27 protein-coding genes and 1 pseudogene are annotated in these 23,696 nt (G+C 70.1%); 3 read left to right on the top strand and 25 right to left on the bottom strand.

Features of this window, described 5'->3' with window-relative positions; genetic code table 11:
* Window positions 1-119 precede the first annotated feature (119 nt).
* The 11 genes and pseudogenes from ABZ404_RS28370 to ABZ404_RS28320 all read right to left on the bottom strand — a co-directional run.
* A complete protein-coding gene (locus ABZ404_RS28370; RefSeq protein ID WP_358837851.1) occupies window positions 120-1,109 on the bottom strand; it encodes a hypothetical protein in 990 nt (329 codons plus the stop codon).
* A 207-nt stretch (window positions 1,110-1,316) separates the two neighbouring features.
* Window positions 1,317-1,751, bottom strand: coding sequence for a hypothetical protein (locus ABZ404_RS28365; RefSeq protein WP_358837852.1), 435 nt, complete (start codon window positions 1,749-1,751; stop codon window positions 1,317-1,319).
* A 241-nt stretch (window positions 1,752-1,992) separates the two neighbouring features.
* Window positions 1,993-2,376 (bottom strand): hypothetical protein, encoded by a 384-nt coding sequence (locus tag ABZ404_RS28360; protein ID WP_358837043.1) that lies wholly within the window; start codon window positions 2,374-2,376, stop codon window positions 1,993-1,995.
* A gap of 175 nt (window positions 2,377-2,551) precedes the next feature.
* Window positions 2,552-3,013, bottom strand: a complete 462-nt coding sequence (locus ABZ404_RS28355; RefSeq protein WP_358837042.1) for a hypothetical protein — start codon at window positions 3,011-3,013, stop codon at window positions 2,552-2,554.
* Between the two features lie 226 nt (window positions 3,014-3,239).
* Window positions 3,240-3,752, bottom strand: a complete 513-nt coding sequence (locus ABZ404_RS28350) for a hypothetical protein (RefSeq protein ID WP_358837041.1) — start codon at window positions 3,750-3,752, stop codon at window positions 3,240-3,242.
* An 812-nt stretch (window positions 3,753-4,564) separates the two neighbouring features.
* A complete protein-coding gene (locus ABZ404_RS28345) occupies window positions 4,565-5,302 on the bottom strand; it encodes a hypothetical protein (protein WP_358837040.1) in 738 nt (245 codons plus the stop codon).
* Window positions 5,287-5,499, bottom strand: coding sequence for a hypothetical protein (locus tag ABZ404_RS28340; protein WP_358837039.1), 213 nt, complete (start codon window positions 5,497-5,499; stop codon window positions 5,287-5,289). The genes ABZ404_RS28345 and ABZ404_RS28340 overlap by 16 nt, the downstream gene beginning before the upstream one ends.
* Before the next feature lie 285 nt (window positions 5,500-5,784).
* A complete protein-coding gene (locus ABZ404_RS28335) occupies window positions 5,785-5,949 on the bottom strand; it encodes a hypothetical protein (RefSeq protein WP_358837038.1) in 165 nt (54 codons plus the stop codon).
* A gap of 394 nt (window positions 5,950-6,343) precedes the next feature.
* The gene (locus ABZ404_RS28330) at window positions 6,344-7,129 is read right to left on the bottom strand and encodes a hypothetical protein (RefSeq protein ID WP_358837037.1); all 786 of its coding nucleotides are present in this window, start codon (window positions 7,127-7,129) and stop codon (window positions 6,344-6,346) included.
* 436 nt (window positions 7,130-7,565) lie between these two features.
* On the bottom strand, window positions 7,566-8,510 hold the full coding sequence (locus ABZ404_RS28325) for a hypothetical protein (protein WP_358837036.1): 945 nt from the start codon (window positions 8,508-8,510) through the stop codon (window positions 7,566-7,568).
* A 98-nt stretch (window positions 8,511-8,608) separates the two neighbouring features.
* Window positions 8,609-9,043, bottom strand: a pseudogene (locus ABZ404_RS28320) (HU family DNA-binding protein); the annotation flags it as partial.
* Window positions 9,044-9,298: 255 nt separating this feature from the next.
* On the opposite strand from ABZ404_RS28320, the gene ABZ404_RS28315 reads away from it, so the two are divergent.
* Together ABZ404_RS28315 and ABZ404_RS28310 are read left to right on the top strand one after the other, a co-directional pair.
* Window positions 9,299-9,589, top strand: coding sequence for a hypothetical protein (locus ABZ404_RS28315; RefSeq protein ID WP_358836590.1), 291 nt, complete (start codon window positions 9,299-9,301; stop codon window positions 9,587-9,589).
* 22 nt (window positions 9,590-9,611) lie between these two features.
* Window positions 9,612-10,474 (top strand): IS5 family transposase gene (locus tag ABZ404_RS28310; RefSeq protein ID WP_358836591.1). Its coding sequence is split into 2 segments (ribosomal slippage): window positions 9,612-9,960 and window positions 9,960-10,474, totalling 864 coding nucleotides; the frame shifts between segments, so codons are not numbered across the junction.
* A gap of 15 nt (window positions 10,475-10,489) precedes the next feature.
* Here ABZ404_RS28310 and ABZ404_RS28305 read toward each other — a convergent pair.
* The 13 genes from ABZ404_RS28305 to ABZ404_RS28245 all read right to left on the bottom strand — a co-directional run bounded on the left by ABZ404_RS28305 (window position 10,490) and on the right by ABZ404_RS28245 (window position 21,700).
* Window positions 10,490-11,176: a hypothetical protein gene (locus tag ABZ404_RS28305; RefSeq protein ID WP_358836589.1), complete on the bottom strand. Its 687-nt coding sequence runs from the start codon at window positions 11,174-11,176 to the stop codon at window positions 10,490-10,492.
* Window positions 11,177-11,275: 99 nt separating this feature from the next.
* A complete protein-coding gene (locus ABZ404_RS28300; RefSeq protein ID WP_358836588.1) occupies window positions 11,276-11,881 on the bottom strand; it encodes a hypothetical protein in 606 nt (201 codons plus the stop codon).
* Between the two features lie 127 nt (window positions 11,882-12,008).
* Window positions 12,009-13,169, bottom strand: a complete 1,161-nt coding sequence (locus tag ABZ404_RS28295) for a DUF6884 domain-containing protein (protein ID WP_358836587.1) — start codon at window positions 13,167-13,169, stop codon at window positions 12,009-12,011.
* A 218-nt stretch (window positions 13,170-13,387) separates the two neighbouring features.
* Complete coding sequence (locus ABZ404_RS28290) at window positions 13,388-13,918, bottom strand: hypothetical protein (RefSeq protein WP_358836586.1); 531 nt, start codon at window positions 13,916-13,918, stop codon at window positions 13,388-13,390.
* Window positions 13,919-14,112: 194 nt separating this feature from the next.
* Window positions 14,113-14,403: a hypothetical protein gene (locus ABZ404_RS28285; RefSeq protein WP_358836585.1), complete on the bottom strand. Its 291-nt coding sequence runs from the start codon at window positions 14,401-14,403 to the stop codon at window positions 14,113-14,115.
* A gap of 2 nt (window positions 14,404-14,405) precedes the next feature.
* Window positions 14,406-15,089: a hypothetical protein gene (locus ABZ404_RS28280; protein ID WP_358836584.1), complete on the bottom strand. Its 684-nt coding sequence runs from the start codon at window positions 15,087-15,089 to the stop codon at window positions 14,406-14,408.
* A gap of 267 nt (window positions 15,090-15,356) precedes the next feature.
* Window positions 15,357-16,067 (bottom strand): hypothetical protein, encoded by a 711-nt coding sequence (locus ABZ404_RS28275; RefSeq protein WP_358836583.1) that lies wholly within the window; start codon window positions 16,065-16,067, stop codon window positions 15,357-15,359.
* 202 nt (window positions 16,068-16,269) lie between these two features.
* Window positions 16,270-16,881 (bottom strand): hypothetical protein, encoded by a 612-nt coding sequence (locus tag ABZ404_RS28270; RefSeq protein ID WP_358836582.1) that lies wholly within the window; start codon window positions 16,879-16,881, stop codon window positions 16,270-16,272.
* 384 nt (window positions 16,882-17,265) lie between these two features.
* Complete coding sequence (locus ABZ404_RS28265; protein ID WP_358836581.1) at window positions 17,266-17,496, bottom strand: hypothetical protein; 231 nt, start codon at window positions 17,494-17,496, stop codon at window positions 17,266-17,268.
* Window positions 17,497-18,126: 630 nt separating this feature from the next.
* Complete coding sequence (locus ABZ404_RS28260) at window positions 18,127-18,468, bottom strand: hypothetical protein (protein ID WP_358833137.1); 342 nt, start codon at window positions 18,466-18,468, stop codon at window positions 18,127-18,129.
* A 570-nt stretch (window positions 18,469-19,038) separates the two neighbouring features.
* Window positions 19,039-19,254 (bottom strand): hypothetical protein, encoded by a 216-nt coding sequence (locus tag ABZ404_RS28255; RefSeq protein WP_358833138.1) that lies wholly within the window; start codon window positions 19,252-19,254, stop codon window positions 19,039-19,041.
* Window positions 19,255-19,304: 50 nt separating this feature from the next.
* The gene (locus ABZ404_RS28250; RefSeq protein ID WP_358833139.1) at window positions 19,305-20,531 is read right to left on the bottom strand and encodes a phosphoadenosine phosphosulfate reductase family protein; all 1,227 of its coding nucleotides are present in this window, start codon (window positions 20,529-20,531) and stop codon (window positions 19,305-19,307) included.
* A gap of 80 nt (window positions 20,532-20,611) precedes the next feature.
* Complete coding sequence (locus tag ABZ404_RS28245; RefSeq protein WP_358833140.1) at window positions 20,612-21,700, bottom strand: hypothetical protein; 1,089 nt, start codon at window positions 21,698-21,700, stop codon at window positions 20,612-20,614.
* A gap of 496 nt (window positions 21,701-22,196) precedes the next feature.
* Here ABZ404_RS28245 and ABZ404_RS28240 point away from each other — a divergent pair, with 496 nt between their 5' ends.
* Window positions 22,197-23,204 carry a PIN domain-containing protein gene (locus ABZ404_RS28240; protein WP_358833141.1) on the top strand — a complete coding sequence of 336 codons (1,008 nt, stop codon included), beginning with the start codon at window positions 22,197-22,199 and terminating at the stop codon, window positions 23,202-23,204.
* 94 nt (window positions 23,205-23,298) lie between these two features.
* On the opposite strand, the gene ABZ404_RS28235 is transcribed toward ABZ404_RS28240, so the two are convergent.
* The gene (locus ABZ404_RS28235) at window positions 23,299-23,670 is read right to left on the bottom strand and encodes a hypothetical protein (protein WP_358833142.1); all 372 of its coding nucleotides are present in this window, start codon (window positions 23,668-23,670) and stop codon (window positions 23,299-23,301) included.
* Between the last annotated feature and the right edge of the window lie 26 nt (window positions 23,671-23,696).

The raw sequence follows: 23,696 nt of genomic DNA, 5'->3' as shown, positions 1-23,696 counted from the left end.
GTCAGGTTCTGCGGCAGGTACCCGATCTCGCCCGTGACGACGACCCGCCCGCCGGTGGGGGTGAGTTCGCCGGTGCGCCCGCGGCCGGTTTGTTGCCGGTGCCGGTGGCTCGGCGGGTCTCAGACTCGGTAGAGACCCCAGTGCCTGGCGATCCGGTTCAGGTCGGTGGCGATGTGGTGCTTCTGGCCCTCGGGGTCCTGCTGGCGGTAGTCGAACTGTTCCGTGGCCCAGTTGTATTCGAGGACGTTGCGGACGCTGGCGATGACGTCGGCGGGGACGAGTTCCGGCTCGCCGACGGGTTCAGGCGTGGATGCCGGGGTGGGCTCGGCGGTCGGCGGGGTGGCGTGGAGCGTCTCCGTGCCGCGTACGTCGACACTCCAGCCGGAGCCGGTCAGGGTCGTTGCGATGGCTCGGGCGACCTCTTCACGGGCGTCGCGGCCCGTGCTCCGGGGCGCGGTGACGTCGATCTGCACCCAGTCGGGGCGCCAGGTCACGGGAGTGGGGATGCTGTAGCTGACGACCTGGGCCCGCTCGCCGCTGTCCGGGTGCTGTGTGAATCCGGCGTCCTGGAGCATGCGGGTGGCGCGTTCGGCGGTCGTGGCGTCGTGCGGCAGGGCGCGGAGCACCCCGGCGTCGACGCGGACGGTGCGGACTGCGGCTTCGGGGCTGGTGGGGGCCTGCTCTGTGGCGGTGTATCCGGCAGCACGGAGCACGCTCATGGCCGTGCGGACGCGGGCGGCAGCGGCGGTAGGGAAGGTCAGTAGCGTGACGTCGGGGAAGCCGTCATCGCCGGACTCGGCGTAGAAGAAGCCCTCGTTTCCCGTGGGGTAGCCGCTGGTGGTGAACTCTGCATGAGTGGCGAGGAGTTCGGCGACAGTGTCGGGATCGGCCTCCGGCGACACGGCCTGCGGTGGCACGGAGTCGACCTGGTAGTCGCCGCGGTTGATATCGATGCCGAGGCGGATGAAGAAGTCGCAGAGCAGGTCCACCGTGTCGCCGCCGTTCCAGCCGCCGTCGCTATCTTCGATGCTCTTGACTTCGCGGAAGAGACGGCTGATGGCCTGGCCTTCGGGCGTCGTCGGGTCGTACTTGAGGGTGCTGTTGGGCACGGTCGTGTCCTCACGTGATGGTGGGATGTGGGCTGCCGGCGCGCAGCCGTGGGGTGGCTGCGCGCCGTGGCCGGACCGTGGTGGGCAGCGGGGCAAGCCCCGCAACAGGCACCGTGAAGAGGCGGGCGCGGGTGCGGCGTGGAGACCTGGTGCGAAGACGCGACGCCGCCCCGCCCTGAGATCAGGGCGGGGCGGCGGGTGGTGGTGTCAGATGGTCAGGTCGGCTTCCCGAGCGTGCGTGGCGGCGGCTTCGATGTAGGCGCTCGCCAGGGCGTTGGCCGCGTCTCGTTTTTCCTCGTCGGTCGAGTGCCCGCCGCGAACGAGGGCTTCTGCGGCCTGCCGTAGATGGTGGGCGCAGTGCCGGTACTGGGAGGCAGCGGCCTTGCCTCCGAGGTCGTCCTGCCAGCAGGACCGTGCGTCGGCGATGACAGCGAGGATGGTCAGGGGGAGGGTGACGCCCGCTCCGACCAGGAGATCAGCGATCTCCCATACCTGGGCACTGGTCGGGCCCCGGTGGCTGCTGGCTTCGCCGTCCGTGTGCGGCTGCGTGCCGCCGGGATCGCCTCCGGCGCTCTCGGCGTCCTCCTGCCCGGGGCGTGTGCTCTGGTGTGTAGTGGCACGAGTGATCTTGGTGTCGGTCACGGCGGGTGGTCCTCCGGAGGGGTGTGGTCGGCCCAGGGTTGGCTGCCGGACGTGACGGTGGCCGACGCCGGGTCAACTGGTGCAACCCGATTCGCCGAGCGGGTGCAGGCATGGGCGTTGCGGGTGCGGGCGGGAGTTTCAACCGGTCTGGCTGTCGGGGAAGGCCGGGAACGACAGCGGGGGCGTCCCGCCGCGGGCTTCGCGGCGGGACGCCCCCGTAGGAAGCGCTCGGTTGCTTGGCTCAGCTGCCCTGGTTGAGGCGGCGCAGCTCGGGGAACTCGCGCCGGATCTGCTCATGTGCCACAGGCGGAACGGCGGGGTAGATGTTGGGGTAGCGGCGGAGCAGGACACGTTCGGCGCGGGTGACTGCGTGTAGGAGCTTCAGTGCCTGGTCCCGGCTGTTGATGGGCTCGCTGTAGTGGTCGCTGCTCGTGCCGGAGACGATCCACCCGGTGATCCCTTGTCCGTCACTGTGGGAGGGGTAGAACTGGGCGGCCGCCAGGTCCTGGCCCTCAGCGCCCTCGCGCCGGGGGTCGATGGCACGGGTTTCGTAGCGGTTGTGGCCCAGCTGAATCTGGACGCAGGTGCCGCGAAGCAGCGGGATGCGTTCGGTGGTGTCGCTCATGTCTCCTACTTCGGGAAGGGGCGGGTGACGGGCCCGGGAAGCGGGGCACCGCCCGGGGGCGGGATGAAGGTGTTCGGCCCGTGGGCTAGCCGCGCAAGCGTCGGCCGGCGCGGCTACGTGCGGTGGTCCCGTCCCGGCAGTTGAGGCATGGGCGGGACCGGAAGAGGGCCGCTGGTCAGAGCGGCGGCTCGCTCTCCAGGTGGTTGGTGAAGGCGTCGGTGCCGTCCGCGGGCCACACCGGCGTGATCGATCGGATCGCGCACAGGCCGTCCAGGTCGCTGTCCGGCTCGGCGGGCAGCACCAGGATGTTCCGTGTGGGCGAGGGCAGGAAGCGCGCCAGGTCGGCGAGAGTGCCCATCGCGTACCACACGCCCACTCCCTCGCGCTGCAGCGTGGCGCAGGTGACGATGAGTTGCGTGAGGGTGGCGTCGAACAGCTCGACCACGAGTTGGTTCGTCGACTCTGCGGGCCGGATGAGGTAGCTCTTGATTACGTGTCCGCGTCCCTGCGCGAAACGGGTGTATCGGGCGATCAGGTCGCGCCTGTCCCGCTCGTAGGTGGTCACCGGCTGGTCGGCGGGGTAGTCGAAGTGCGTTCCGAGGGGGATCTCTTCGATGACGGGCTTCTGTTGGGTCATGGGGGTCGTCCTTCCGGGGACAGACGGGCCCGCAGGTGGATATTCCACCTGGTGGGGTCCGTGGAGGCTCGCCGGGCGGAGAGGGGCGCACGGTGCGCCCGGCCCGGGGGCAGATCGGGAGTGCCTGGGTGACCCTGTTGGGCGAACGCCTTAGCCGGGCAAGGCCGGCATGCCACCGGGCCGTCCTCTGTTTGGTGCTGGAGGACGGCCCGGTGGTCGGGGGCGGTTATGCAGTGTGAGCGTGGCCGTAGGCGGGGATGTGGGCTTCGACGTGTCCGGCGTGCTCGGGCTCGGGCTCGGGGTTGTCGTCGGTGATGATGACGTGGGGGCGCCCGGTCGCGTCCGTGACGGTCCATTCGGCTTCGGTGAGTTCGTAGTCGTGCTGCTGTCCCCGCGCTTCGTAGGCGGCGTCCACGGGGTCAGTGAGCCCATCCAGCGTGGTCGCCCAGGCTGCGGTGTAGGTGCCCGGCTCGGTGTCGCTCGGCGGGATGCCCGGAATCAGGACCAGTGGCCCCAGGTTGAGCGCCTGGTCCCATCCCGCGTCTTGCAGAGTCGCGGTGTAGGCGGCGTGCTGGTCCTCCTGGTTGAGGTTGGCGGCCTGGCTGGGGCGGTGGGTGACCGTGATGTAGGTGTCCGGATCGGCGGTGCGCCGAATGTTCAACTGGCGGAGGTCGTGCTCGGCGGCCAGTGCGGCGCGGACGGCCGCGATCGCGTGGTCAAGAGAGAGGTTGTCGCCCATGGTTCTCCGTTGCGTGGGTGGGTTCAGCGACCGGGATCGCCCGGCCACGGTGGACGGTCGCCGCACCGGGAGTTAGCTCCGCAATCCGAGGCGGAAGACAGCGGTTCGCTGAGCGTGCGTGAGCCCGCCCGGCCGGAATCGGCGGGGCGGGCCCTGGGGTGCTTGCTTGGGGGGACGGGTCAGCGGCGGGGCTTGGGCGCGGCGGGCGCCTTCGGAACGACGGGCGCCTTCGGAGCGGCCGGGGCCTTGGACATCGCGGCGGGTGCCTTCCGGGCCGGTTCCTTACGCGCAGGGCCTGCGGGCTGACGTGGTCCCGTCGTGGTCCCCCGGCCAGGAACACTCCCCGTCGTGTGCGCGGCGCACGGGTGTGCACCTGCGGGGGCGCCGAGGATGGGGGCCGTGGTGCAGTGCGCTGGGGAGTGACGGGTGCCGTTGCCTGCACCGGCGAGCACAGCGACAAGCACAAGCAGGATGGCGACGAGCAGGATGGCCCCGGCGAGGGCGAGCACGGTCAAGGACGGGGCAGTGCGTGGACGGGACATGAACGGGGAGATCCTCATCTTCACGGTGATGGGTGAGCGCCAGTCCTTGCTCCAGGAGTCGGTTCTACCTGGTGCTGGCCGGCGGTCAGGAAGATCGCGCAGCGGGTTCCTAGCGGGGCAACTGCGCCTGCGGAGGGCGCTCCCTCGGTGGAACTTGGTTGCGCACTCGGCGCCCCGCTTTTCCCTCGACGGGCACTGACGAGGCCCGCCCCGAGCCGGTCTCGGCGGGGGCGGGCCAGGTGGGAGGAGCAATGCCGGTGGCGTTGCGGGTCAGACCCGGATGACCGAGTGACGGCGGACGCGTACGGAGTTGTTGACGCTGGCCTGGCGGGCCTGCCCGGTCTGGCCGGGCACGGCGGGTGCTGCGCCGAGTCCGAACAAGTCCGCGAGCGCGGCCATCACGTTTCCGGCGAACTTCTTGGTCGCGTCCATGCCGTTCGCGTCGAACATCCGGAACCCGTTGCGCTTGTCCAGGTCCCACGCTCCGGCGGGGCGACGGCGCGGCGCGTAGCGCAGGTGGAGCGTGCCCCGGGGGCTGGCGAGTTCGATGGTGTATCCGGTCTCGGTTTCCGCCGCGATGACCTGGACGCTTCCGTCGCTGGCCTTGCGCTCGGCGTGGCTGCGCATCCTGTCGAGTGATTGGCGCACCATGCCGGGGAGCTGTGCTTCGTCGGCTACGGGCGTGAGGGCGGGAACCTCAGATCGACCGCCGGGCCGGGACAGCACGTCGGGGTCCTTCCAGATGCGCGCGAAGTCGTCGAGGTCGCGTGCGAGGTCGCGGGGTGTTCCGTCGACGGTGAGGGTCGAGCTGTTCCACTTCCAGGAGCCGCGGTAGTTGCGGCGCCAGGTGAGGGTGAGTTCGACTCGCTCGCTGGTCAGGACCAACAGGTAGTGCAGCGGGGAGGTGCGCTGGATCTCGGCGGTCTGGCCGGTTGCTTCACGTAGTTCATGGCGCGCCGTGGTGACCTGCGTGGGCAGGATCGTGGCCTTGGTCAGGTGCTCAGGCATGTGTGCTCCAACGCGGTGGTGTTCAGGTCGGTGAGGGTGGCGGCGGCTCCGGCTCGGATCAGGAGGCCGCAGCGGGTGCAGCGCACGGTGTCGACGGGGTCCCAGTCGTCGCCGTGGTCGCCGGGCAGTGTGAGGACGGCCTGGAAGCAGGCCAGGGCGGGAGTGGACTCGGGTGCGAGTGCGGGTGGTTCGGGCATGGCTGACTCCGTGAATGGGCGTGCCGCGCGATGGGGGGCGTGCACAGCGCTTGAGAAGTGGTCCGCTGCGGCGCATGGGCGGCGATGGAGCCGCGTTCATTGCTGGTTGGAGGAGTTCCTCCCGTAGCGGCTTGGCTGGAGCGACGTTGGGGCCGCCGGGGGTTAGTCCCGCAACTTGTCTGGCGAGACCGGATGCTGTCGCGTTGCCTGTGTGGCCGGGATGCCGAAGGGCCCGCTCCGGCGCCGGTCGCGGCACGGGAACGGGCCTTGGCGTGCCTGGCCCGGTCACCCGGTCTGTTCGGTGAGGGAGCTGAGGGTGGCCCGGATCAGAGCTTCGGTCACGGACGGGTCCTCGTTCGGCGCCATACGCGTGTGGGCGCTGGTGAGGGCCGCGATGATCTGTGCGCGGGTGTAGGTCGGCTCTGCGGTCGGCCGGGGTGGAGTGGCCACAGGCATCGGGAACGCCGGCGGTGTGCACCACACGGACCCAGTCCTCGCCGTCGGGCCAGTGGCCGACGACGACCGTGCCGTCGTTGTGCAGGTCGGCGCCCACGTACAGCAGGTCGGGCCGGTCGGCTCGTTCGATGCCGATGGTGGCGCTCTCGCCCTCGGGGACGTCGGGTACGTCGATGGCGGTCAGGATTCGCCGGGAGTCGTCAGTGATCAGGAACCGCATGCGGGTCTCCAGGTGGTTGGGCGCGGCTGCGGGCCGCGTCGGTTCGGCCGACGCTGGCCGCGCGTGCGCTTAGCCCGGCAACCTGCCGGTCGACCCTCTTCGGCGGGGAAAGCAGCGAGCCCGCACCGGCCGGGTTGACGGCGCGGGGCGGGCCTGGGGGCAGCTCGGTCAGCTGGAGGAGCGGGCCTTGGTCTGCTGGCGTGCGCGCCGGCTGGCGGCTTCGGCGTCTCGCTGCCGCTGCAGCTCTCCGAAGGACGCGGTCATGCCCTTGCGGTGGCGGTTGACGGTCATCCCGACGCGGGGCGGACCGTGTACGGCCAGGAGGTCGGAGGCTGCCTGCGAGGAGTACCCGGCGGCTTCCAGGTCCTCCAGGGTGAGGAACACGTCCGCGTCGCGGTCGCGGGTGGGGTCGATGAGTGCGTCTTCCTTGCCGCCGCGGGAGAAGACGTACTTGAAGTTGGCGGGCGGGTTCGGTTCGACGAGGCGCCGGAACCGGCTGACTTCCTTGGTGTACGCGTAGAAGGTCAGGCCCTCGGGTGCGCCTCTCATGATCTCGAGCCACATGAGGGTGTAGGCGTCGTCGAAAAAGTCCCCGGCGTCATGAATCCTGATATGCCCCAGCTTGCCCTTTTCGGGGTCGGGCTGGTAGCGAGGGTGGCGCAGCTCGGCGGCCATGCGCTTCTGCCACAAGAGCGGGGTGTCCAGCACCATGCGGAGGTTGCGCAGGTGGCGGTCGCGGGCGGCCGGGAAGCGGATGTATCCGGAGTCGGAGCCGAGCGCGTAGCAGTGCTTGGCGCAGACCCCGGCCGAAGGGCAGACGTTGACCCTGCGCACGGTGGTGGTGCCGTCGGGGGCTACGTCCTGGAGCGTGACGACCCAGGCGGGCAGTGTCCAGTTGAAGATGCCCTGCTTCTTCATTCGTTCGTTCTGCGAGAGGAGCCAGTCGGTGGCCATGATGAGGCACTCCACGAGTCCAGGGAGTTCGGATGGGTGGTGTGCGGTGTAGGAGGCAGTCGATGAGACGGTCCGGCCGCGGGCCACGGTGTTGTCTCGGTGCCATGCCAGCGCCCGAGCCCTTCGCGGATGCCGGACTGCGGGACCGGGGGCCTCTGCGTCGGCGGTGAGTTGGCGGTGGGGTGGGCTGCGCAACGAGCTGGTCCGGCCCTCCACTGAGATGGAAGGGGTGTGCCTCGCGGCGCGGCGGGCAGGCCCAGCGCGCTCACAGTCGCCCGGGTCGCGGCAAGCCCCGCAACTCCCCGGCGGTCCAGGAAGGCGGGCCGCTGCGCAGCGATCCGGAAGCGGGGCAGGGCCCGCTTCCGGCCGGGTGACGGCTCGTGGCGGGCCCTGTTGGGTGGTGTGCGGGATGGCCGTGCCAGTCGGTGCGGCCGGGCTAGTGGTGCTCGTCGCGGTTCGGCGGCTGGGTGCGGGCGAAGCCGTGGCGGTCGACCGGCCAGATGGCGGCGGCGCCCGCGTGGTGCAGCAGCTCGGCCAGGTCGTGGTCGGGCGCGGAGGGAATGAGCAGCGCGCGATCGGGACGCTGGTCCATGAAGCGGGTGACGTCCTGGAGCTCGCCGAGGGCGGCCCAGATGACGGTGCGCGCCAAGGTGGGGCGGACGGCGACGAGTTCGTTGCGGGCGGGGTCGTGGTGGGTGGAGACCTCCGTAAGCGTCCCCGCCGGCCGGACCCGGTAGTGGACCAGGTCGGTGGCATGCACCACTCGCAGGTATCGGCTGTAGGAGGCCAGGAGACTTGCGGCGGTGCGCTGGGCCGGGCTCGGGTCGGGGAGGAGCGCTGGGCTGGAGTCTGTGCGGATCTGCGGTCTCCAGGTTGCCGGGGGCGTCGTGGGCAGGAAGCCGGGCGGGGGGCTGAGCACGGGACGGAGCCGGAAGACGAGGCGGCGGGCGATCTCGAGCGGCCTGCGGGGGTCGCTCGGCGCGTCGGCCCAGACGAAGGGGCGGTCGCTGTCCAGGTGGAGATGCCCGAGGTAGGTCACCTCCGTGGTGTCGGGCCGCTGGTGGAAGAGGCGCAGGGTGCGGCCTTCGGCGTGATGGTGCAATACGGACTTGTTTCCCTGGGCGGGTACCTGGTCGGTTCCCGCCGTTCCTCCCTCGCCGGTGAAGTGCACATGCTCGCCGGTCCAGCCGTCGAAGAGCCCAGCGGGATGTGCGGGCGTAGTGAACAAGAAGACGTTTCGGGAGGGGCGTGCGGGGCTGATGCGCGGATGGATGCGTCCGCCGTAGCGCTGGTGCAGTTCGGCGCGGTCGATGGTCTCGCCCAGGGACAAATTCCATCCGGACGCGAACGCGTCGTCGGGCGTGGGTGCGGTAGCGGGCATGGGGGTTGCTCCTTCGTCTGGTCGTGGACGCGGACCGTGGACGAGAGCGGGGCAACCGGGTCAACCCCGAGCGGTGGCCTGCTCGTCAAAGCGCACCCCTTGTCGGCTGATCCATGGGGTCCGCGTGAAACGGCGAAGGCCCCGGCGCCCCGGTTCGAGGACCGGGGCGCCGGGGCCTGGGGCGCGGAGGGTTAGACGGCGCGGGTCAGGCTGCCCTTGGGGGCCTTCTTCACCGCGAGGGTGTTCTTCTTGAGCTCCTTCGAGCCCGAGACGAGATCCTTGAAGCCCTGGCCCGCGCGGAAGCGGGGTACCGAGGTCTTCTTGACCCGTACGCGGGCGCCCGTCTGCGGGTTCCGGGCGTAGCGGGCCGGGCGGTCGACCTTTTCGAAGGAGCCGAAGCCGGTGATCGAGACGCGCTCGCCCTGGACGACGGCTCGAACGATGGCGTCGAGGACGTAGTCGACGGCGTCGGTGGCCTGCTGGCGGCCGCCCATCTTGTCGGAGATGGCATCGATCAGCTGGGCCTTGTTCATGTCGTGAGTTCCCCTCATGGTGGGTGACAACGTGATTGGGTTGGCCGGGGGTTGGGCGCGGCCGGTGTGATGTACGGTGCGTCGCCGGTGAGTTAGGCCCGCAACTGTCCTGGCCCTGCTGGTGGGAGAGATCCGTACGCCCCTCCACACGGTCCAGTTGTGTGGGCCCGCTGGACTGCCGGCTAGGCGGTTTCGTTTGGATCAAGGTGGGGGTGAGTGATGGCGGCGGTCGATCCCGGGTGGCACTCTTGAGCGATGCAGCCTGGGACCCCCGCCATCGAGAACGACCTGCGGCGCCTGCTCAATGAGTGGGACCCGATCGGTGTAGCCGACGATGTGCAGGATGAGTACGACTGCATGCTCGCCCCTTTGTTCCAGCGGCTCCGTGTGCGCGCTGACCAGACGGAGATCGGTGACTTTCTGCGGCACGAACTGGAGGATCACTTCGGCCTGGACCCTCTGGTTTCGCAGCCGGAGGCGATGGCGGCCCGAGTGATCGCCTGGTGGGCAGCTGTCGGCCGAGCCAATGACCCAGGCAGCATGTAGCCGCTCCCTCTAGATCTGGCTGATCGTTGGTCCGGGTGTGCCGTTGACTGACGCGCAGTGGGCGCGGATTGAGCCGTTGCTTCCGGATCGGACGCCGAAGCGTGGTGGCCGGTGGCGGGACCATCGCGAGGTGATCGACGCGATCGCATGGAAGTTTCAGACCGGATCGCAGTGGGTGCACCTGCCGGAGAGGTATGGCAACTGGCGTGGTGTCTACAACCGGCTGCGGATGTGGGCGGTCGACGGCACCTGGGAGCGCGTGTTCACCGCGCTCTTGGCTCAGGCGGATACCGATGAGGATCTGAACTGGGCTGTCTCGGTGGACTCCACGATCGTGCGTGCTCATCAGCACGCGGCCGGAGCCCGTAAAAAGGGGCCCCGGCCGGCGAACCGACCGACCACGCCATCGGACGCTCCCGCGGCGGACTGACGACAAAGATCCACCTCGCAGCCGACGGAAACTGCCGCCCCCTGGCCTTTCACCTCACGGCTGGGCAGGCTGGTGACGCGCCTGCCTTCCCGGACGTAATGGCCCGCCTCCGGGTCCCCCGCGAACGAGGAGGACGGCCCCGGACCCGACCAGAGGTCGTCCTGGCCGACAAGGCCTACTCGTCACGCGCCATCCGTGAACACCTGCGACGGCGCGGCATCCGAGCCGTCATCCCGGTTCCGGCGGACCAGCAGAGCCATCGGCTGCGTCGTGGCCGTCGTGGCGGCAGGCCGCCCGCCTTCGACCGCGAGGCATACAGGCAGCGCAACACCGTCGAACGATGCATCAACCGCCTCAAGCAGTGGCGCGGCATCGCCACTCGCTACGAGAAGACAGCCACGATTTACCTGGCCGGACTGCACGTGGCAGGCATTTTCCTCTGGTCCGCTAGGTGATCCAAACGAAACCGCCTAGGCGCTTCGGACGACAGCGGCGTGCAGTTCGGCGAAGTTGGGCGGAATCTCACCGCTGCGGAGGCGGCGGTACAGGAAGTCGACACCGCGCAGGGAGCGGGCCTTTGCCTCCGGTGCGCGGGCGGCGGCGCGCCGCGCGGCACGGTGGGCGGCACTGTAGGTAGTGCCCTCGACGATCAGCAGCCAGGTGCCGTGCTGGTCCATGACGGCCCAGGTGTCGGTTAGCTCTCCTGGCGCCAGAGCCGCAGGTGGAGCGGGTCTGAGGTCGGTGAGCGCGACGGTGATGAGCTTGCGGAACTGGCCGCTGAGGACCTTCACATTGCCGTCGGCATCAGGACGGCTCTGCACGGCCACGATGTCCTGGTAGCGCTTGGCGCCCGCCGGTTGGTAGGCGGCGATCGTTCCGATCGTGTGGGTCCTGGTGAGCTGGATCCGCTGGTGCCTCTTCGCCATGCGGACACCTGCGTGGGAGAGGCGGAAGTGGGTGGGACCCGTGGGTTCGGTGCCGGTTCCCAGGAAGCGGCCGTCGGCTCGGTGCTCGCGGATCCATTGCCGGCGGCGCATGAGGTCGAGGGTGGCCGCCTTGGCATCGGGGGGCAGGCGGTGAGCGCGGTCTGTCAGCGCGGCAATCAGCAGCTCGCCCTGATAGGGCGAGGGGGTGACGTTGGTTGAGGTGTCGGTCATCGGGGTGGAGTCCTGGTGATGTGGGCGAGCAGCGTCGGCCCGCGCCGTGGTGCGCGGGCCGGCGTCGCGTCGGGAGTGGGCGGAGTCGGGTTGGTCGGCTCAGGCGGGACCGAAGCGCTCGGGGTGCAGGAGCCGGATAGCAGTGATCAGTGCGCGGTTCTCGTGCGGGCGCAGGGGGCCGCGCGCCAGGAGGTAGTCGAGGGCCTCTGGCTCGGTAAGGGTCGACACGTGGTGGGCCGTGCCGGACTGCCAGGCCTCGGATTCGTTGACGAGGTAGGTGAACAGGGCGGCGGCGGTCTCGTCCTCGAGCAGGGGGCCGTCCGGCTCGTCCAGGTCGGCGTTTTCGGCGGCCACCTCGTCGGGGTCCGGCGGCTCGATCAGCATCAGGCCGAGAGCCTCGCGCAGGTCGTCGTCGAGGTGGAGCGCGTATTTGCCTGCCGTGGAGTCGGTGAGGTGGATGACCGTGGGGCCGGGCTGCGTGCCGGGGTGGGTGACGTGCTCGGTCCAGGAAAGGACCGGGGGAACCCGCTGCTCGCGAAGAGCGGTCTCCAGCTGGTCATGCAGGATGCTGAGGACGCGGGCGTCCGCGCCCGGTTGGTCGACCAGCGCGGTCGTGCACCGGTTGAGGAAGTCGGTGAGGAGTGCTCGGTCGTGGGTGGCTGGCGCCGTGGTGGCGGCGTGGGAGTGGGAAGTGCTCGATGCCATGGCGGTCCTTCCAGGGGGTTCGTAGGCGTCGGGTGTCCGGGGCCGTGGTGGCCCGGTGGTTGGAAGGACGGTGCTTGGGCAGGCGGCTAGCCGGGCAACGTCTCTACGCCGTTCTCGGGAGTGGTGGTTACGGCGCGGCCGGGGTCGTGACGTGGCGGCGTTCTGCGGTCGCGAGGATGCGCGCGGTTTCGTCGGGGTCGGCGAGGGCAGCGGGATCGAACCAGTAGTAATGGGCGATGCCTGCGGCCAGGGGGTAGACCTGGTCCCACGGAGGAAGGCCATCGGTGGCTTCGGGGACGGTCTCTGGACAGTCGAGGAGGATGTCGACCACCACCTGGAAGGCTGCAGCGCGGAAGTCGCGGGCGTGGGCCCGGCGTTGGGCGGTGGGCATGTCGGCCAAGTGGGGGCGGGCGGTGGAGTGGCGCTCCCAGCGTCCGTACAGGCGGGCGGACTCGGAGGCTCTGGACTCGGTCTTCTCCAGGACGCGCGGGAGCGCGGACAGGAAGCGTGCGACGTCGCGGGGTGTGCCGTGTACGTCCACGGTGCGGGCATCGTCGGGACGCCCGTGCACCTGGACGCGGTAGAGGGCGGCGAAGCGACGGGCAGCTCCGGCGCGCGCAGCGCTCTTGGCTACGTCGCCGGGGAAGGTGAGGGTGCCGTGCGCCCGGCCGGCGTGCTCGATGAGGAGCCGGGAGTAGGTGGCGTAGCGCGCCCGCTTGCGGGCTGTTCGTTGCTCGTCCACGTTCTGGCGCGTGTCCGCCCGGCGCTCGATCTCCTCGATGAGGCTGCTGGTGCCCGTGCCGTCGTCCGGGCGGGCGGAGGATTTCGGGGTCAGGGAGCGGCGGCTGGGGGCGTAGATGTCAGCCAGCTTGGCGAGCTGCTCACCGATGCCACGTGTCCCCGCAAGCGAGTCGGTCAGCTCCGGCCATACGGAACGACAGGCTTCGACGTACGCACGGGGGCCCAGGACGGTGACGTCAGCGTGGAGAACACCCAGGTCGGCGGCCTGCTGGCGGAGCTTCTCGCCGGTGACCGAGCCCTCGTCCCCCAGGCGGAGGTCGTAGGGCGCAATGAGCTCGTCCAGGGCGACGAAGCCGTGGAGAGCAGACAAAATCAGCACGCGAGCCGTGCGGGCGGCCTGGCCGGCGAGCGCGTCGGCCGCGCGGCGCAGGGCCACGTGGTAGCTGCCGCAGTACAGCTCACCTGCGGGTACCGGCTGTTCGGTCGTGCTCTTGCGTCCCCCGCACGACACGATGATCACGCGGGGACGGACCGTGGGCGCGGCCATGGCAGTTCAGCTCCAAGGGGTCGGTTGCTCTGTGCGGCGCCGGCCACCCGGCTCCGTGCGGAGCACCGTGGTGCCGCCCCTTGCTACCCGCGCAACTGCCCGCGGCCTCGGTGTCCGCCTGCACAGATGCCCACCAGCCCGCCCCCATGGGTAGGGGCGGGCTGGCGGGCGGTACGGCGCGTCGTGTCGGTCGGCCGACGTGCGGCGCATAGCTTCGGTCAGCGGTTCACCAGTGCGCGCGACAGGCCGGACGCCTTCCCTCGCCGGCTGATGGCGGCCGCGGTGACTGCCAGGGCCGCCGTGACGCCAAGGGCCACGGCACAGCGGCGGGCGGCGCCGCTCGACCGGACCGGAATCTCACCGGTGTCCGTGCGGATGGCGAGAGCCATCGGGGAAGTGGCGGTGCGGACCATCTGGTGTGGGTCGTACGCGCCGGGGCCGTCGTGGAAGGCGACGGCTTCGAACGCGATGCCCGCGACCACCGCCGTGCGGCGCTCCGTGTAGTGAAGGCGCGAGCTGTACGAGCTGGGGAAGCTGTCGCTGCTGCGGGCGCAGTTGCCCAGGACTTCCTCCCAGTGTGCGAGGTGTTCGAGGGCGTGCGTGCCGTGCAGGTGGACGGTCACCTTTCCAGCGCCCATCTGTACCGAGTCGAGGTGGAGATGGGGGTTATCGGCGGTGAACTCGGCGAAGGCGAGCGCGGTGGGCTGCACATTGTGGGTGGTGCGGGCGGGCCGCGGGTGGAAGAACATGTCCGCTCCTGCGAAGACGGCTGCGTGCCTCGGGCTCGGGTGAGTCCGGCAGGGGCAACCTGCGGAGCGGCTGGGCAAGCGGCGCAACCATCCGTGCCCGGCCCGGAGCCTTGGCCCAGGGCCGGACAGACGCGCGGGCCCCGGTCTGCCACGTGGAGAGGCAGGCCGGGGCTGGAGTGGGGGCGGGCGCCGGATCAGCCGATGAGGGCCGGTGGTCCATCAGGGAACATCGCCCGGTATTCCCGGCGCACCTGGTGCTCCTCGGTGATGGCGGCGTCGCTGGGCTCGACGCCGACTGCTGCCGCGGCCTCGCGGGCCACGGCGAACCGGCCCTGCAGGGCGGCCAGCGGGGAGTGAGGCGGCCACGTGGCCGAGGGCCAGGCGTGCGCCCAGTCCTCGCCGTGCTCCTCCAGAGCTGCGGCGTAGGCGCCGAACTCTCGGAATAGCAACTCGCCCAGGGTGTCGCGCTCGGTCTGGTTGGACATGGTCACTCCCCCGCGCGGTGGGAGGCGGCCGGGGTGCAGGGCAGGGAAAGGAGCCGCCGCGTCATGCGGGCGTCGTAGCGCAGTTGCCCGGCCGCCTGACGGCACGCCCCATGCAGGTACGCCGCGATCAGGTAGGCGGTCAGTCGCTCGGTGCGTTCCGGGTCCGCCTGGTGCGGCAGGTACAGGACGTTGGCCGGGGGCACCAGACCGAGCCGGACGTACGCCTCGATGAGGTCCCAGCCGTCCGTGCCGCCCGCGTGCTGTGCCTTGGTCCGGGCGAGACCGTCTTCCATTCCGTCGTACAGGCCGCTGAGCAGCACGACCGGCAGGTGGGCGATGGCGTCCACCGCGCGGTCCAGGGCACCGTCGTCGTCGGGGTCGAAGAGGTCCTCGGGGAGCCCGAAGTACTCGTTCGCGACCGGGTCCTTGCCTCCGTGGGCGGTGTAGGCGGTGCGCCAGTCTGCGACCGTCTCGGTTCCGGCCTGCACCTCGCAGGGGTCGGTGTGCTCGCCTGAGATACGCACCTGGCCCAGCCAGCCCGGCCGCCGCAGTTTCCGTACGGGCGGGAGTCCTTCCTCGGGGCAGCCCTGCCAGGCTGCGCGGGCGACGGCGCCCGCGTTGCGCATCAGGCGGCCGACGCGGGCCGACGTGCCGGTGGTGTGGCGGCCAGCCGGGGCTTTCGTCATGAGTTCTCAGCTCCTCAAGGGGCGGTCCCCGGGCGCGGGTGGCGGGCCGGGGTGCCGTGAGCGGGCCTCTGGGCTCAGCTCGGACGGCTGTCCGAACGGTGGGTGAGCCCGGGCCAAGGCACGCAACTGCTCGGCTCACAGCGGCCGGGAATAGCTACGGCCCGCTTACCGCCACCTGGTGGCAAGCGGGCCGAGAGACCCATCGCCGCCTCCGCGTCCGGGGGCGCAGGGCGGCGCTGGAAGTGCGGATGGCCGGGCGTTGGGCGATCAGCGAGTGGCGACGCGGAACGAGGTGCACTCGCCCGAGGGCGCGTGAGCGGTGTGGTGCCGACCGCAGCGACACAGGGCGATTGGCTGCTCGCCCTTGGTGTCGCACTCGGTCAGCTGGCACACAGGGCAGCGGCCGGCAGACAGGTGCGCGAGGGCGTGCAGGACATTCATGGCGTCCTTCTCGTACGGGCGGATAGCGTCGTCGAGGCAGGAGGCGTCCTCCGGCTCCTCGTCCGCCTCCATGCCTTCGTCCGCGAGGAGGCGTGCTCGATCGCTCTCCCAGGAGGTGATGGTTGCCGCCGCCTCGACCGCCAAACGCTGGAGAGCCAGGTCGGTGCGGGCCAGCCGTTCACCCGCCTCGCGGATGTCGGCCAGGCTCCAGACGATCACATCTCCCCAAGTCGGTCGCTCCGTGGGCGGTGCGAAGAAGTCGATGTCCTCGGACAGCGAGGCGCGACGTGATCCGTCGGGGAGGTCGTAGGTGATCAGCGCGTATCGGGCATCGGCTGCGTCGGGCCAGACCAGAAGGGGCTCGGCCCACGTGACCCGCGCGCTCTGGGCAGCGGCAAGGAGCTTTTCCAAGTCATCCCAGGTCAGCGGAGGCGCGCTGGCAAAGAGCTCGTCCCACTGCTCGGGCAGCGTGTCGGGATGCAGGACAGGAGAGTTGTAGGCGGCAAGGGTGTCCAGCACCCAGGGGGCGTACGGCATGGCGGTCTCCGCTCGGAACTGTAGGCCGCGCCGTGTGCGCGGCCGATACGGGCGAGCGTGGAGGCGTGGCCCCCTAGCCAGGCAACCATGGGAACGGCGTGTGGCCTCCGAGCCGGTCCGCGTGGGACCGGCCCGGAGGCCACGGTTCGCAGGCATGTAGGTCGAGGCTGAGAGAGGGGCGGAGGAGTTCGCCCAACTACACCTACTTGTAGTCGTTTCGCGGACCTTCGTCCATCGCAACCTCGATGGTCTCAGCCCCCTTGCGCAGCAGGCCGCTGCGCCGCAGCTTCACGGTGGGCCGCTTCTCGGATCCGCGCCCCGAGTACTGCTCCAGAGCGTGGATGAGTACGGAGTCCTGGGCGTTCTCGATCATTCCCGGGACGCACGAGTAGACCCTGTCGTCGTTGTTGGCGTTCTCGGCCGCGATGACGACCTTGTCACCGGCCACACCGTTGTCGATCTCCAGGGTGACGCGGTACCGGTAGAAGCTGCCGGTCCCGTTGGACTGGGCCGAGTAGGCGACCGGAACCACGGCGCGGATTGAGTCGTTGAGCGTGATCTCGATGGTCTCCTCGGCGACGCCCTGCGCTCCTCGACCCACGTCGCCCAGGTGCTTGACTGCACCGTCGGCGGTGCTCATCTGTGCCGGGACGCCGCGAGCGCCGAAGGTGGCGACGTACTCCACATCGCCGTTGGTCCGGAACACGATGGCGTACAGGTCGTAGTCGGTGTGGCTGCTCCACGTCATGCGGGCGGTCACGCCGGTGGTCTTGATCAGGGAGACGGGGGCGTCGCCCTTCTTCATGTTGATCATAGGAGTCCTGTTCTGGTGAACGGGTGCCGCGCTCGCACCGATGGGCGCCTGGCTGCGGCTTGACTCCGGAACCGTGAGAGATGGGCGGGTTAGCCCCGCAACCCACCATGCTCGCGCCGCAGTTGACCGTTGCCGTGCCGTGCTCTGATCGACCGTAGGAACGGAAAAGGCCAGGTGGGTGGCGGTGGGCCGGTCCCTCCCGCGGGCTGCCACGCCTTTTCGCGCGGCCGGTCCGCCAGGCGGAACGCGAGCAACGACACGGGCAGTTGCTCAGCAGCTAGGGCAGTGGGCAGGGCGCGGAGACGTGTGAACGGTCCGCCTGGTGATCAGGCGGGCCGCGGAACTTTCGTACAGGGATGAAGCGCTGGTCGTGGCCGAGGCGCGTTACTCGCGATGGCCATCCATCTCCAGCTCCCACTGATGGAGGAAGTCCGGGTCGGAAGGCGCTGCCTCAGCTACGGGACGTCCGTCGGTCGACAACTGGTCCAGGGTGATCAGGCGGGGGGTCGCCCTGGTTGCGTCGCTGGACAGGTGGGGGCAGAACTCCCTCGCCGTGTCCTTGCAGGACTCATGGAGCGCGGCCTGGAGTACCTGCCCCTCAGGGGTGGCCAACACCCATGCCTCCTCGTCCAGTGGGAGACCGCATCCTTGACACAGCCAGCGGTTCTGCGCCTCCGCGAGACGTCGGGCATCAAGTGCGCGCCACCAGACCTTGCCCTTGCCTGCTGCGCGTGGAGCAACCCAGGGGACCGGGAGGCCGTGATGCACGGGGCGCGGTAGACCGGCCGGCGTCGGTGCTGCCAGGTCGGCGGCCTCAAGGGCGCGCCAGACGGGCGTCTCCATTCCGAAGGCAGCGCACCAGTCGGTTGTGCAGTAGAACCTGCTTCCGGTCTCTTCGAGGTCGAGCGGGTTCTTGCACTCGGGGCACGGCACGCGCATGGGTACATCCTCTCCAATCGAAGCCGCGGTTGTGCGCGTACGGCCCCGGTCTCGGAGCCGACGAGGGCGGCCGGGTGGCGGGACCGTAGTCAACTCGACGGCAAGGGCGACAAGGGGGCCCCAGCCCGCTGCACTGCGAGCGGGCCGGGGCCGGGCATGGCGGTGCCCCGGTCGCCAAGGGGTTCCGGCGACCGGGGCACTGCGCGGGGTGTCAGTTCTTCCAGATGCTGACGATGGCCTCGACCACGCCCTCGACGAGGTCAGCGATCCAGGAACGATCGCGGCGGCGCCTTCGTGAACGGTGGGTCACTTGGTGCACCTCGGGTCGTTCGCTACCACGGCGAGCGACCCGTACTTGTTGTCCCCGTGGTAGACGACGTAGACCCGGTTGGGCCCATCGCACTTGGAACCGACGTTCGAGAAGCCGTCGGCCATCCTGATCAGGTCCATCGGCGCACCGTTATCGTTGCCGGAGCGCGGCGCGTCCTTGAAGGGCTCGGCGAACTTGTCGCCACACCCGGCCAGGGTGAGAGTGAGGGTGGCCACGATGGCTCCGCCGATCGCCAGGCGGCGGTTGCGTCGCGTCCGGGGAGTGGGCTGGACGGTGGTGGTGGGCTCGATGGCGGTGGTCTTGCGGGCAGCAGGCATCGTTGTGCTCCTGTTCCGATGAAGTGGTTGGTGCTTCCTGTCGGCCGCCAATCGGCCGTCAGACGCCCCGAGTTGGGCGAGTGAGCTGACCTTGGCGGGCCCGGGGGTTAGCGCCGCAACCCGCACCTGACCTGTGCTTTTACGGAACGCCGTACATCAGACGCGGGAGCGCGCCGTGTTGGCGTCGGGCCTGGCGGATCGGTCCGGTGACACGTCATCTGGGCAGATCCCTGGGGTAGTTGGCCGTTCGCGGTGTGGTGTGGGTGAGAGCACGGCGAGCTTGCTGGGTCTGCTGGCTCCTCTGAGCCGGGGGTGGCGTTCTGTCCCGCACCCTGGATTCGCGATCGCGGTTGCTGTTCCGCCTCCCGGGATGGCGCCGTCGCCGACCCCGCGGCCGCGGCCTCGGACGACGCCCGCAAAGCGACTGAAGCGACTGATGTGCGGACTTGCTCTGATCCCGAGGCTCGGCGGCGGGTGCTCCTCCCCCGCACGCAGGTGCCCCCTGGTGGTGCACCGGTTTCGGATGCACTACCAGGGGGCGTGTGGAGGTCGGCCGGGTCGGCCGGATTTCTAGTCGGAGTGGGATGCGCGCCGGACCTCCTCCAGGTGAAGGTCAAAAATGACCTTCTGGGCGGGCTGGGTGTCCGGCTTGAGTACGAGCAGGCCGCCGCAGGTGCATGCGAGTGCGCTGTCCGGGCCCTCGGGAGGCTCCAGGATGGGGCTGTGGCCCGGGGGGTAGGCCATCTCGTGCAGCGCAGTCGGGGTTGCAGTCAGGGTGCTGGTCATCGGGGTCTCATTTCGTGAGGTGGCGGTAGGGGCAGGGTGGTTGGGCGGGTTTAGCGGGTCAGGGCGAGGTACTGGTCGGCCGCAGCCGGCCCGAGGTGACGGCGTACGGCGTCGCCGCGGCGCCAGGAAATGGGCCCGTCGAGAGCGTCGAGCATGCGGGCGGCGGCGATGATGGCGTTCAGAGTGAAGTCCTGCTTGAAGCTGTGGCCGATCCGTCGCTCGAGCTCGGCGAAGGTCTGCGGGTGCGGGAGCTCGAGGGCGAAGCAGACGCGGGTGGCGAGGATGAGCCACTCCGGTCCGGCAAGGACGCAGTAGACGCAGGACAGGCGTTCCAGTCCGGTGTCGTAGATGGGGTGGTACTCCAGGCCGTTGCTGGCGATGTCCTGCCAGACCTCCTGCTCGGACAGCCCATGGATGATGTTCCAGGTCAGTACGAGCCGGTTGGCGCTCGTGGTGCGGGTATCGAGCGCCAGGCGCGCTTTGAGGGCGCGCGAGGCGGATTCGGCCCCGCGGACCCCCATCACGTTGAGCACGATGGCCTGGCGGTCGAGGCCGAGCTCCCGCACCCAGGTGGTGATGACGGGGCCGGTGGGGTCCCGCTTCAGCGCGGAGGTGCAGAGCCGGCGTTTGGCGTCGGGCCACATCTGGCGGTCCTCGACCATGCCCAGGAAGCCGCCGTCGGGGGTCACGAGGAGGAACGGGATCCCGTAGCGCTCGGCTTGGCGCCGGGCCAGTTCGGGAACCCCCGGCCACTCCGAGCCGAGATCGCAGTGCATGACGCGCACCTTGTGCAGGCAGCCCGCGGCCTTGGCCGCAGCCACGGTACGGTGCATCGCCACGAGTGAGTCCTTACCGGAACTCGTTTGAATGATGATCAAATCGGCGGCTCGGACCAGGTCGACGGGGTGGTCGGCCAGGCGCTCCAGGAGCACGGTGGTAGCGCGTCGCCGGATGTGCCCGGTCGGGTACCGGTTGAGCGCCGGCCGGTGCGACTGGGCCGTGGACGCGGCGCGTTGCAGCCGAGCTTCGGCCTTGCGGACCTTCTGCTCGGCCTCCTGGTGCTCCTGAATGGCGGCGAGGAGCGTGGAGTATGCCGGGGAGGCGCGGTCGGTTCCGCCCATCGCGTGGATGTGGTCGTGCCAGTGGTGACGGGCCAGGGCGGCGCCGTGCTCGTCGTGTGCTTCTCGGACGGCGTGCTGCGCCGTCCGGTAGGCGTCGGCGGCCTTGCCGGCGCAGCGGATCATGTCAATGGTGCGCAGGGCGTTCTTGGTACTCACGTCGGTCTCCTTGGTCGTGGAGGCGGTTGGGCGGTGGAGGGCCGGACCGGATCGGCCCGGCCACGCGGCGTTGCCGGGGGCTACCGGCGGGGCATGGGCAGGTGGACGCCGGGCAGGTCGAAGATCACGGCGGTGTCGTCCGGGTCACGGTCGGCGCGGGTGCTCGCGAAGTGTGCGCGGACGGCGGCCGCAGCGTCGCCCGGGCCGTTGGCGGTGACCTGGTAGGAGGTCAGGGCCGCCTCGTAGAGCGTGTTGTAGAGGGTGTCCGCGATGTGCGGGGCCTTCTGGGGCGAGGGGGTGGGAAGGACGCCGATGACTTTCACTCGCCATCCGTGGTCGGCGGCGAGGACGGTCCAGGAGTCCGCCTCGCGTTCGTAGTTCCACCGGAACGTCCGGACGAATTCGTCGATCCCGGCGGTGTCGCGGTCGGTGTACTCGGTCCAGGGCCAGTGAAAAGCTCCGGGGCGGTAGTGGCCGTCCTGGTCCGGGAGGACCTCGGTGCGGCCGTGTGGCGTCACGATCACCACGGTGTCGACCTCGAAGTGGGCCGGTGCGTTCCAGTGGCCAGCGCGGTGCGCGGTCTGCGTGTCGGCGCAGATCTTCCGCATCACGGCGCGGGTGAAGCGCGGGGCGCAGTATCCGTCCCAGTGCTCGGGCCGGGTCTGGCAGCGGTAGGGGCCCGCGATGCCTTCCAGGCTCACCTCGTTGCGGGTCCACTGGGCGGCGGAGCCGTCGAGCCAGTTCCGGATGGCTCGCGCGCAGCTGGCGCTGTCGTGCGCCATGTCGGCGAGGGTGGGGTTGGTCAGAGGGGACTCGCGGTTGTACAGCTCGTTGTCGGCGTAGCCGTCGAATTCCGGGCCGTACCGCATGGCGAGCCATCCGCTGTGGTGCGCGATGGGGTGGTCCACCGAGGCGTCGTCCGTGATGGCGATGTGCAGCTGGTGTTCGGACAGCTGGCTGTCCGGTCCGAAGGTGACGTACCGGGCGGTGCAGCCGCCACCGGTGTGCCAGAACTCGGAGGGGATTGCGTAGGCGTCGAGGGCGGCTTTGAGGGCGATGTTGGCCGCGATGTCGTCCGTGGTGCCGTGCTGCGAGGCCAGCGTGCGCATGACCGCTTCGCGGGCGTTGAGGAAGCGCGGGTCAGCCAGCCCGATTTCTGTCGAGGGCATGACACATCCTTATGTTGGGTGGGTGGTTTGGGGTGGGTGGCGGTGTGTCCGGCCGCCTGGTGCGTTGCGTGACCTCGCCGAGAAGGAGTGGGTCGACGACGATGGCGAAGGTAGGAGGAGCCGGGGTTAGCCCGGCAACCGCGATGGAGCACCGCGCGGCTTGGGTGGTTTCACGTCAGGTCCGTGCGCGGCGGGAGATGCATCACGGCAGGTCAAAGAGACAGCCGATGGATCTGTCTAGACTCCCTCGGCATGATCAAGGGGTGCCCCCGTCGCAGCCGGCGTCCGTCTCTTCGCAGTGAAGGCTGAGCGCGTGCCATCGCGGCCTGTGCCGAGACCGGTCGTAAGCTCGCTGGCCGGCGAGGGCCTGTCAGGGGCCGGGAAGCATGGGAACAGTGGGCGGTAAGGCTCAGCGTTCTCCGGAGGGGTTGGTGCAGCCTGCGGACGGCGCCGGAATCCCGCACCGTCCGGCCAACGCCCGCACTACGATGCGCGGATGAGCGAGCTGGCGCCGACGGTACGGCGCACCCTGTACCAGCGTGGGCCGCTGCGCCGCGCGCTGCTGGACACCTCCGTGCTGACGACGGACATCATCGCGGCCACGCGACGGCTGGCCCCGTCGTCGTTCGTCGCCGGGGCGCGGGCGGGGACGGTGCGGTGCCTGATCCCGGTTCACGTGTGGGAGGAGGTGCCGCGGGTGCTGGCCGACCGGCACCACGAGGGCGGCCGGTTCGATCTGGGGCGGGCGCTGGAGCTGTGGCAGTCCCGGTACGCACCCGTCCTGTACGTCGTGGACACTGCCGGCCTGCCGATGACGCCGCAGGCTCAGGTTCTCGCGGGGCGGGATGCCTCTGATGTGCCGATGCTGCTGCTGGCCGGGGTGATCGCTCCGGTGGTCATCATCGGGACCGACGCGGACCTGGTCGACAGCGGGCTCGCGGTCGCCGACTGGGTCGCCCTGCGCGCGGCCCTGGGGGACGTGGGGGTGACGGAGGGTCGGATGGCCGACCTGGAGCGGCAGGCCGGTGTCTTGGCGAACCTGGCCAGCCACCTGGTGAGAGCGACGGTGGAGCAGCTCAGCGAGCCGAAGAAGTTGGCGGCCGCGGCTGTGCTGGGTGCAGCGGCCGGGGCGCTCTACTGGCGGCAGCGGAAGCACCCGCGAGTCCCCTCGCAGCGGCAGCCGGCGCTGCCCGTGGTGCTGGAGCACGCCTCGAAGCGATGGACCGAAATCAGCGCGCGGCACACCCGTGGTGAGGACCGGTGGCGGCAGGCGGAGCTGGGGACGCCCGGCGACACGCTGCTGCACCGGGTCGCCCGGACGCTGGTCAGGTCCCGGGAGCCCTTGACGCGCACGGCGATCGTGGAGCGCCTGGGCGAGACCGTCCCCGGTGCCGGGCACACCGAGCGGATGGCCGCCGTCCTGGATGTGCTGACCGCCCACGCGATGTTCGTTGACGTCACGGGCCGCGGGCACTGGCAGGTGGGCCGGCTCGGCGGCCGGTAACTGGAACGCGCTGCCCCGTCGGTGCGGCTCGTCCTGTCCTCCCGCCTCGCTTGAGCATGCGGTTCGTGTTGCCATGCCAGGCCGTTCGGGTTGGTCACGGACTGTGTTTGTGGATGGGCTGGCAGGGGGCGGTCCACCACGACGTGGCAGTCTGTGTCCAACCCTGGTCGGTTCTGACATCTTCGCGGGCAGCTGCCTCGATTACGTAGCCGTGCGACTCAAGGACTTGTGCAGCCCGCTCCCGCGGCAGGGTCGGCACATGGCCGGTGACAGCGATCAGATAGCGCCCCGGATCGTCAGGCTGAGCAGTGATGAGTTCCTCAGCGGGACCGAGGTCGATGTTCGGGCCGGCCACCACGCCCAAGTCCGGGCCGATGACGGACAACGTCCAGCGCCCGTGGAACACGCCGGCCTCGGCCCGGTACAGGGCAGGCAGGTCGGCATGGGCGGGGTGGGCTTCTGGCACTGGGATCTCCTCGTGGAAGGTGGACG

Source organism: Streptomyces sp. NPDC005878, assembly GCF_040629815.1.
Classification (GTDB): Bacteria; Actinomycetota; Actinomycetes; order Streptomycetales; family Streptomycetaceae; genus Streptomyces.
Note: the sequence above shows the minus strand (reverse complement) of the source record. Positions and strands in the feature narration are given on the sequence as shown.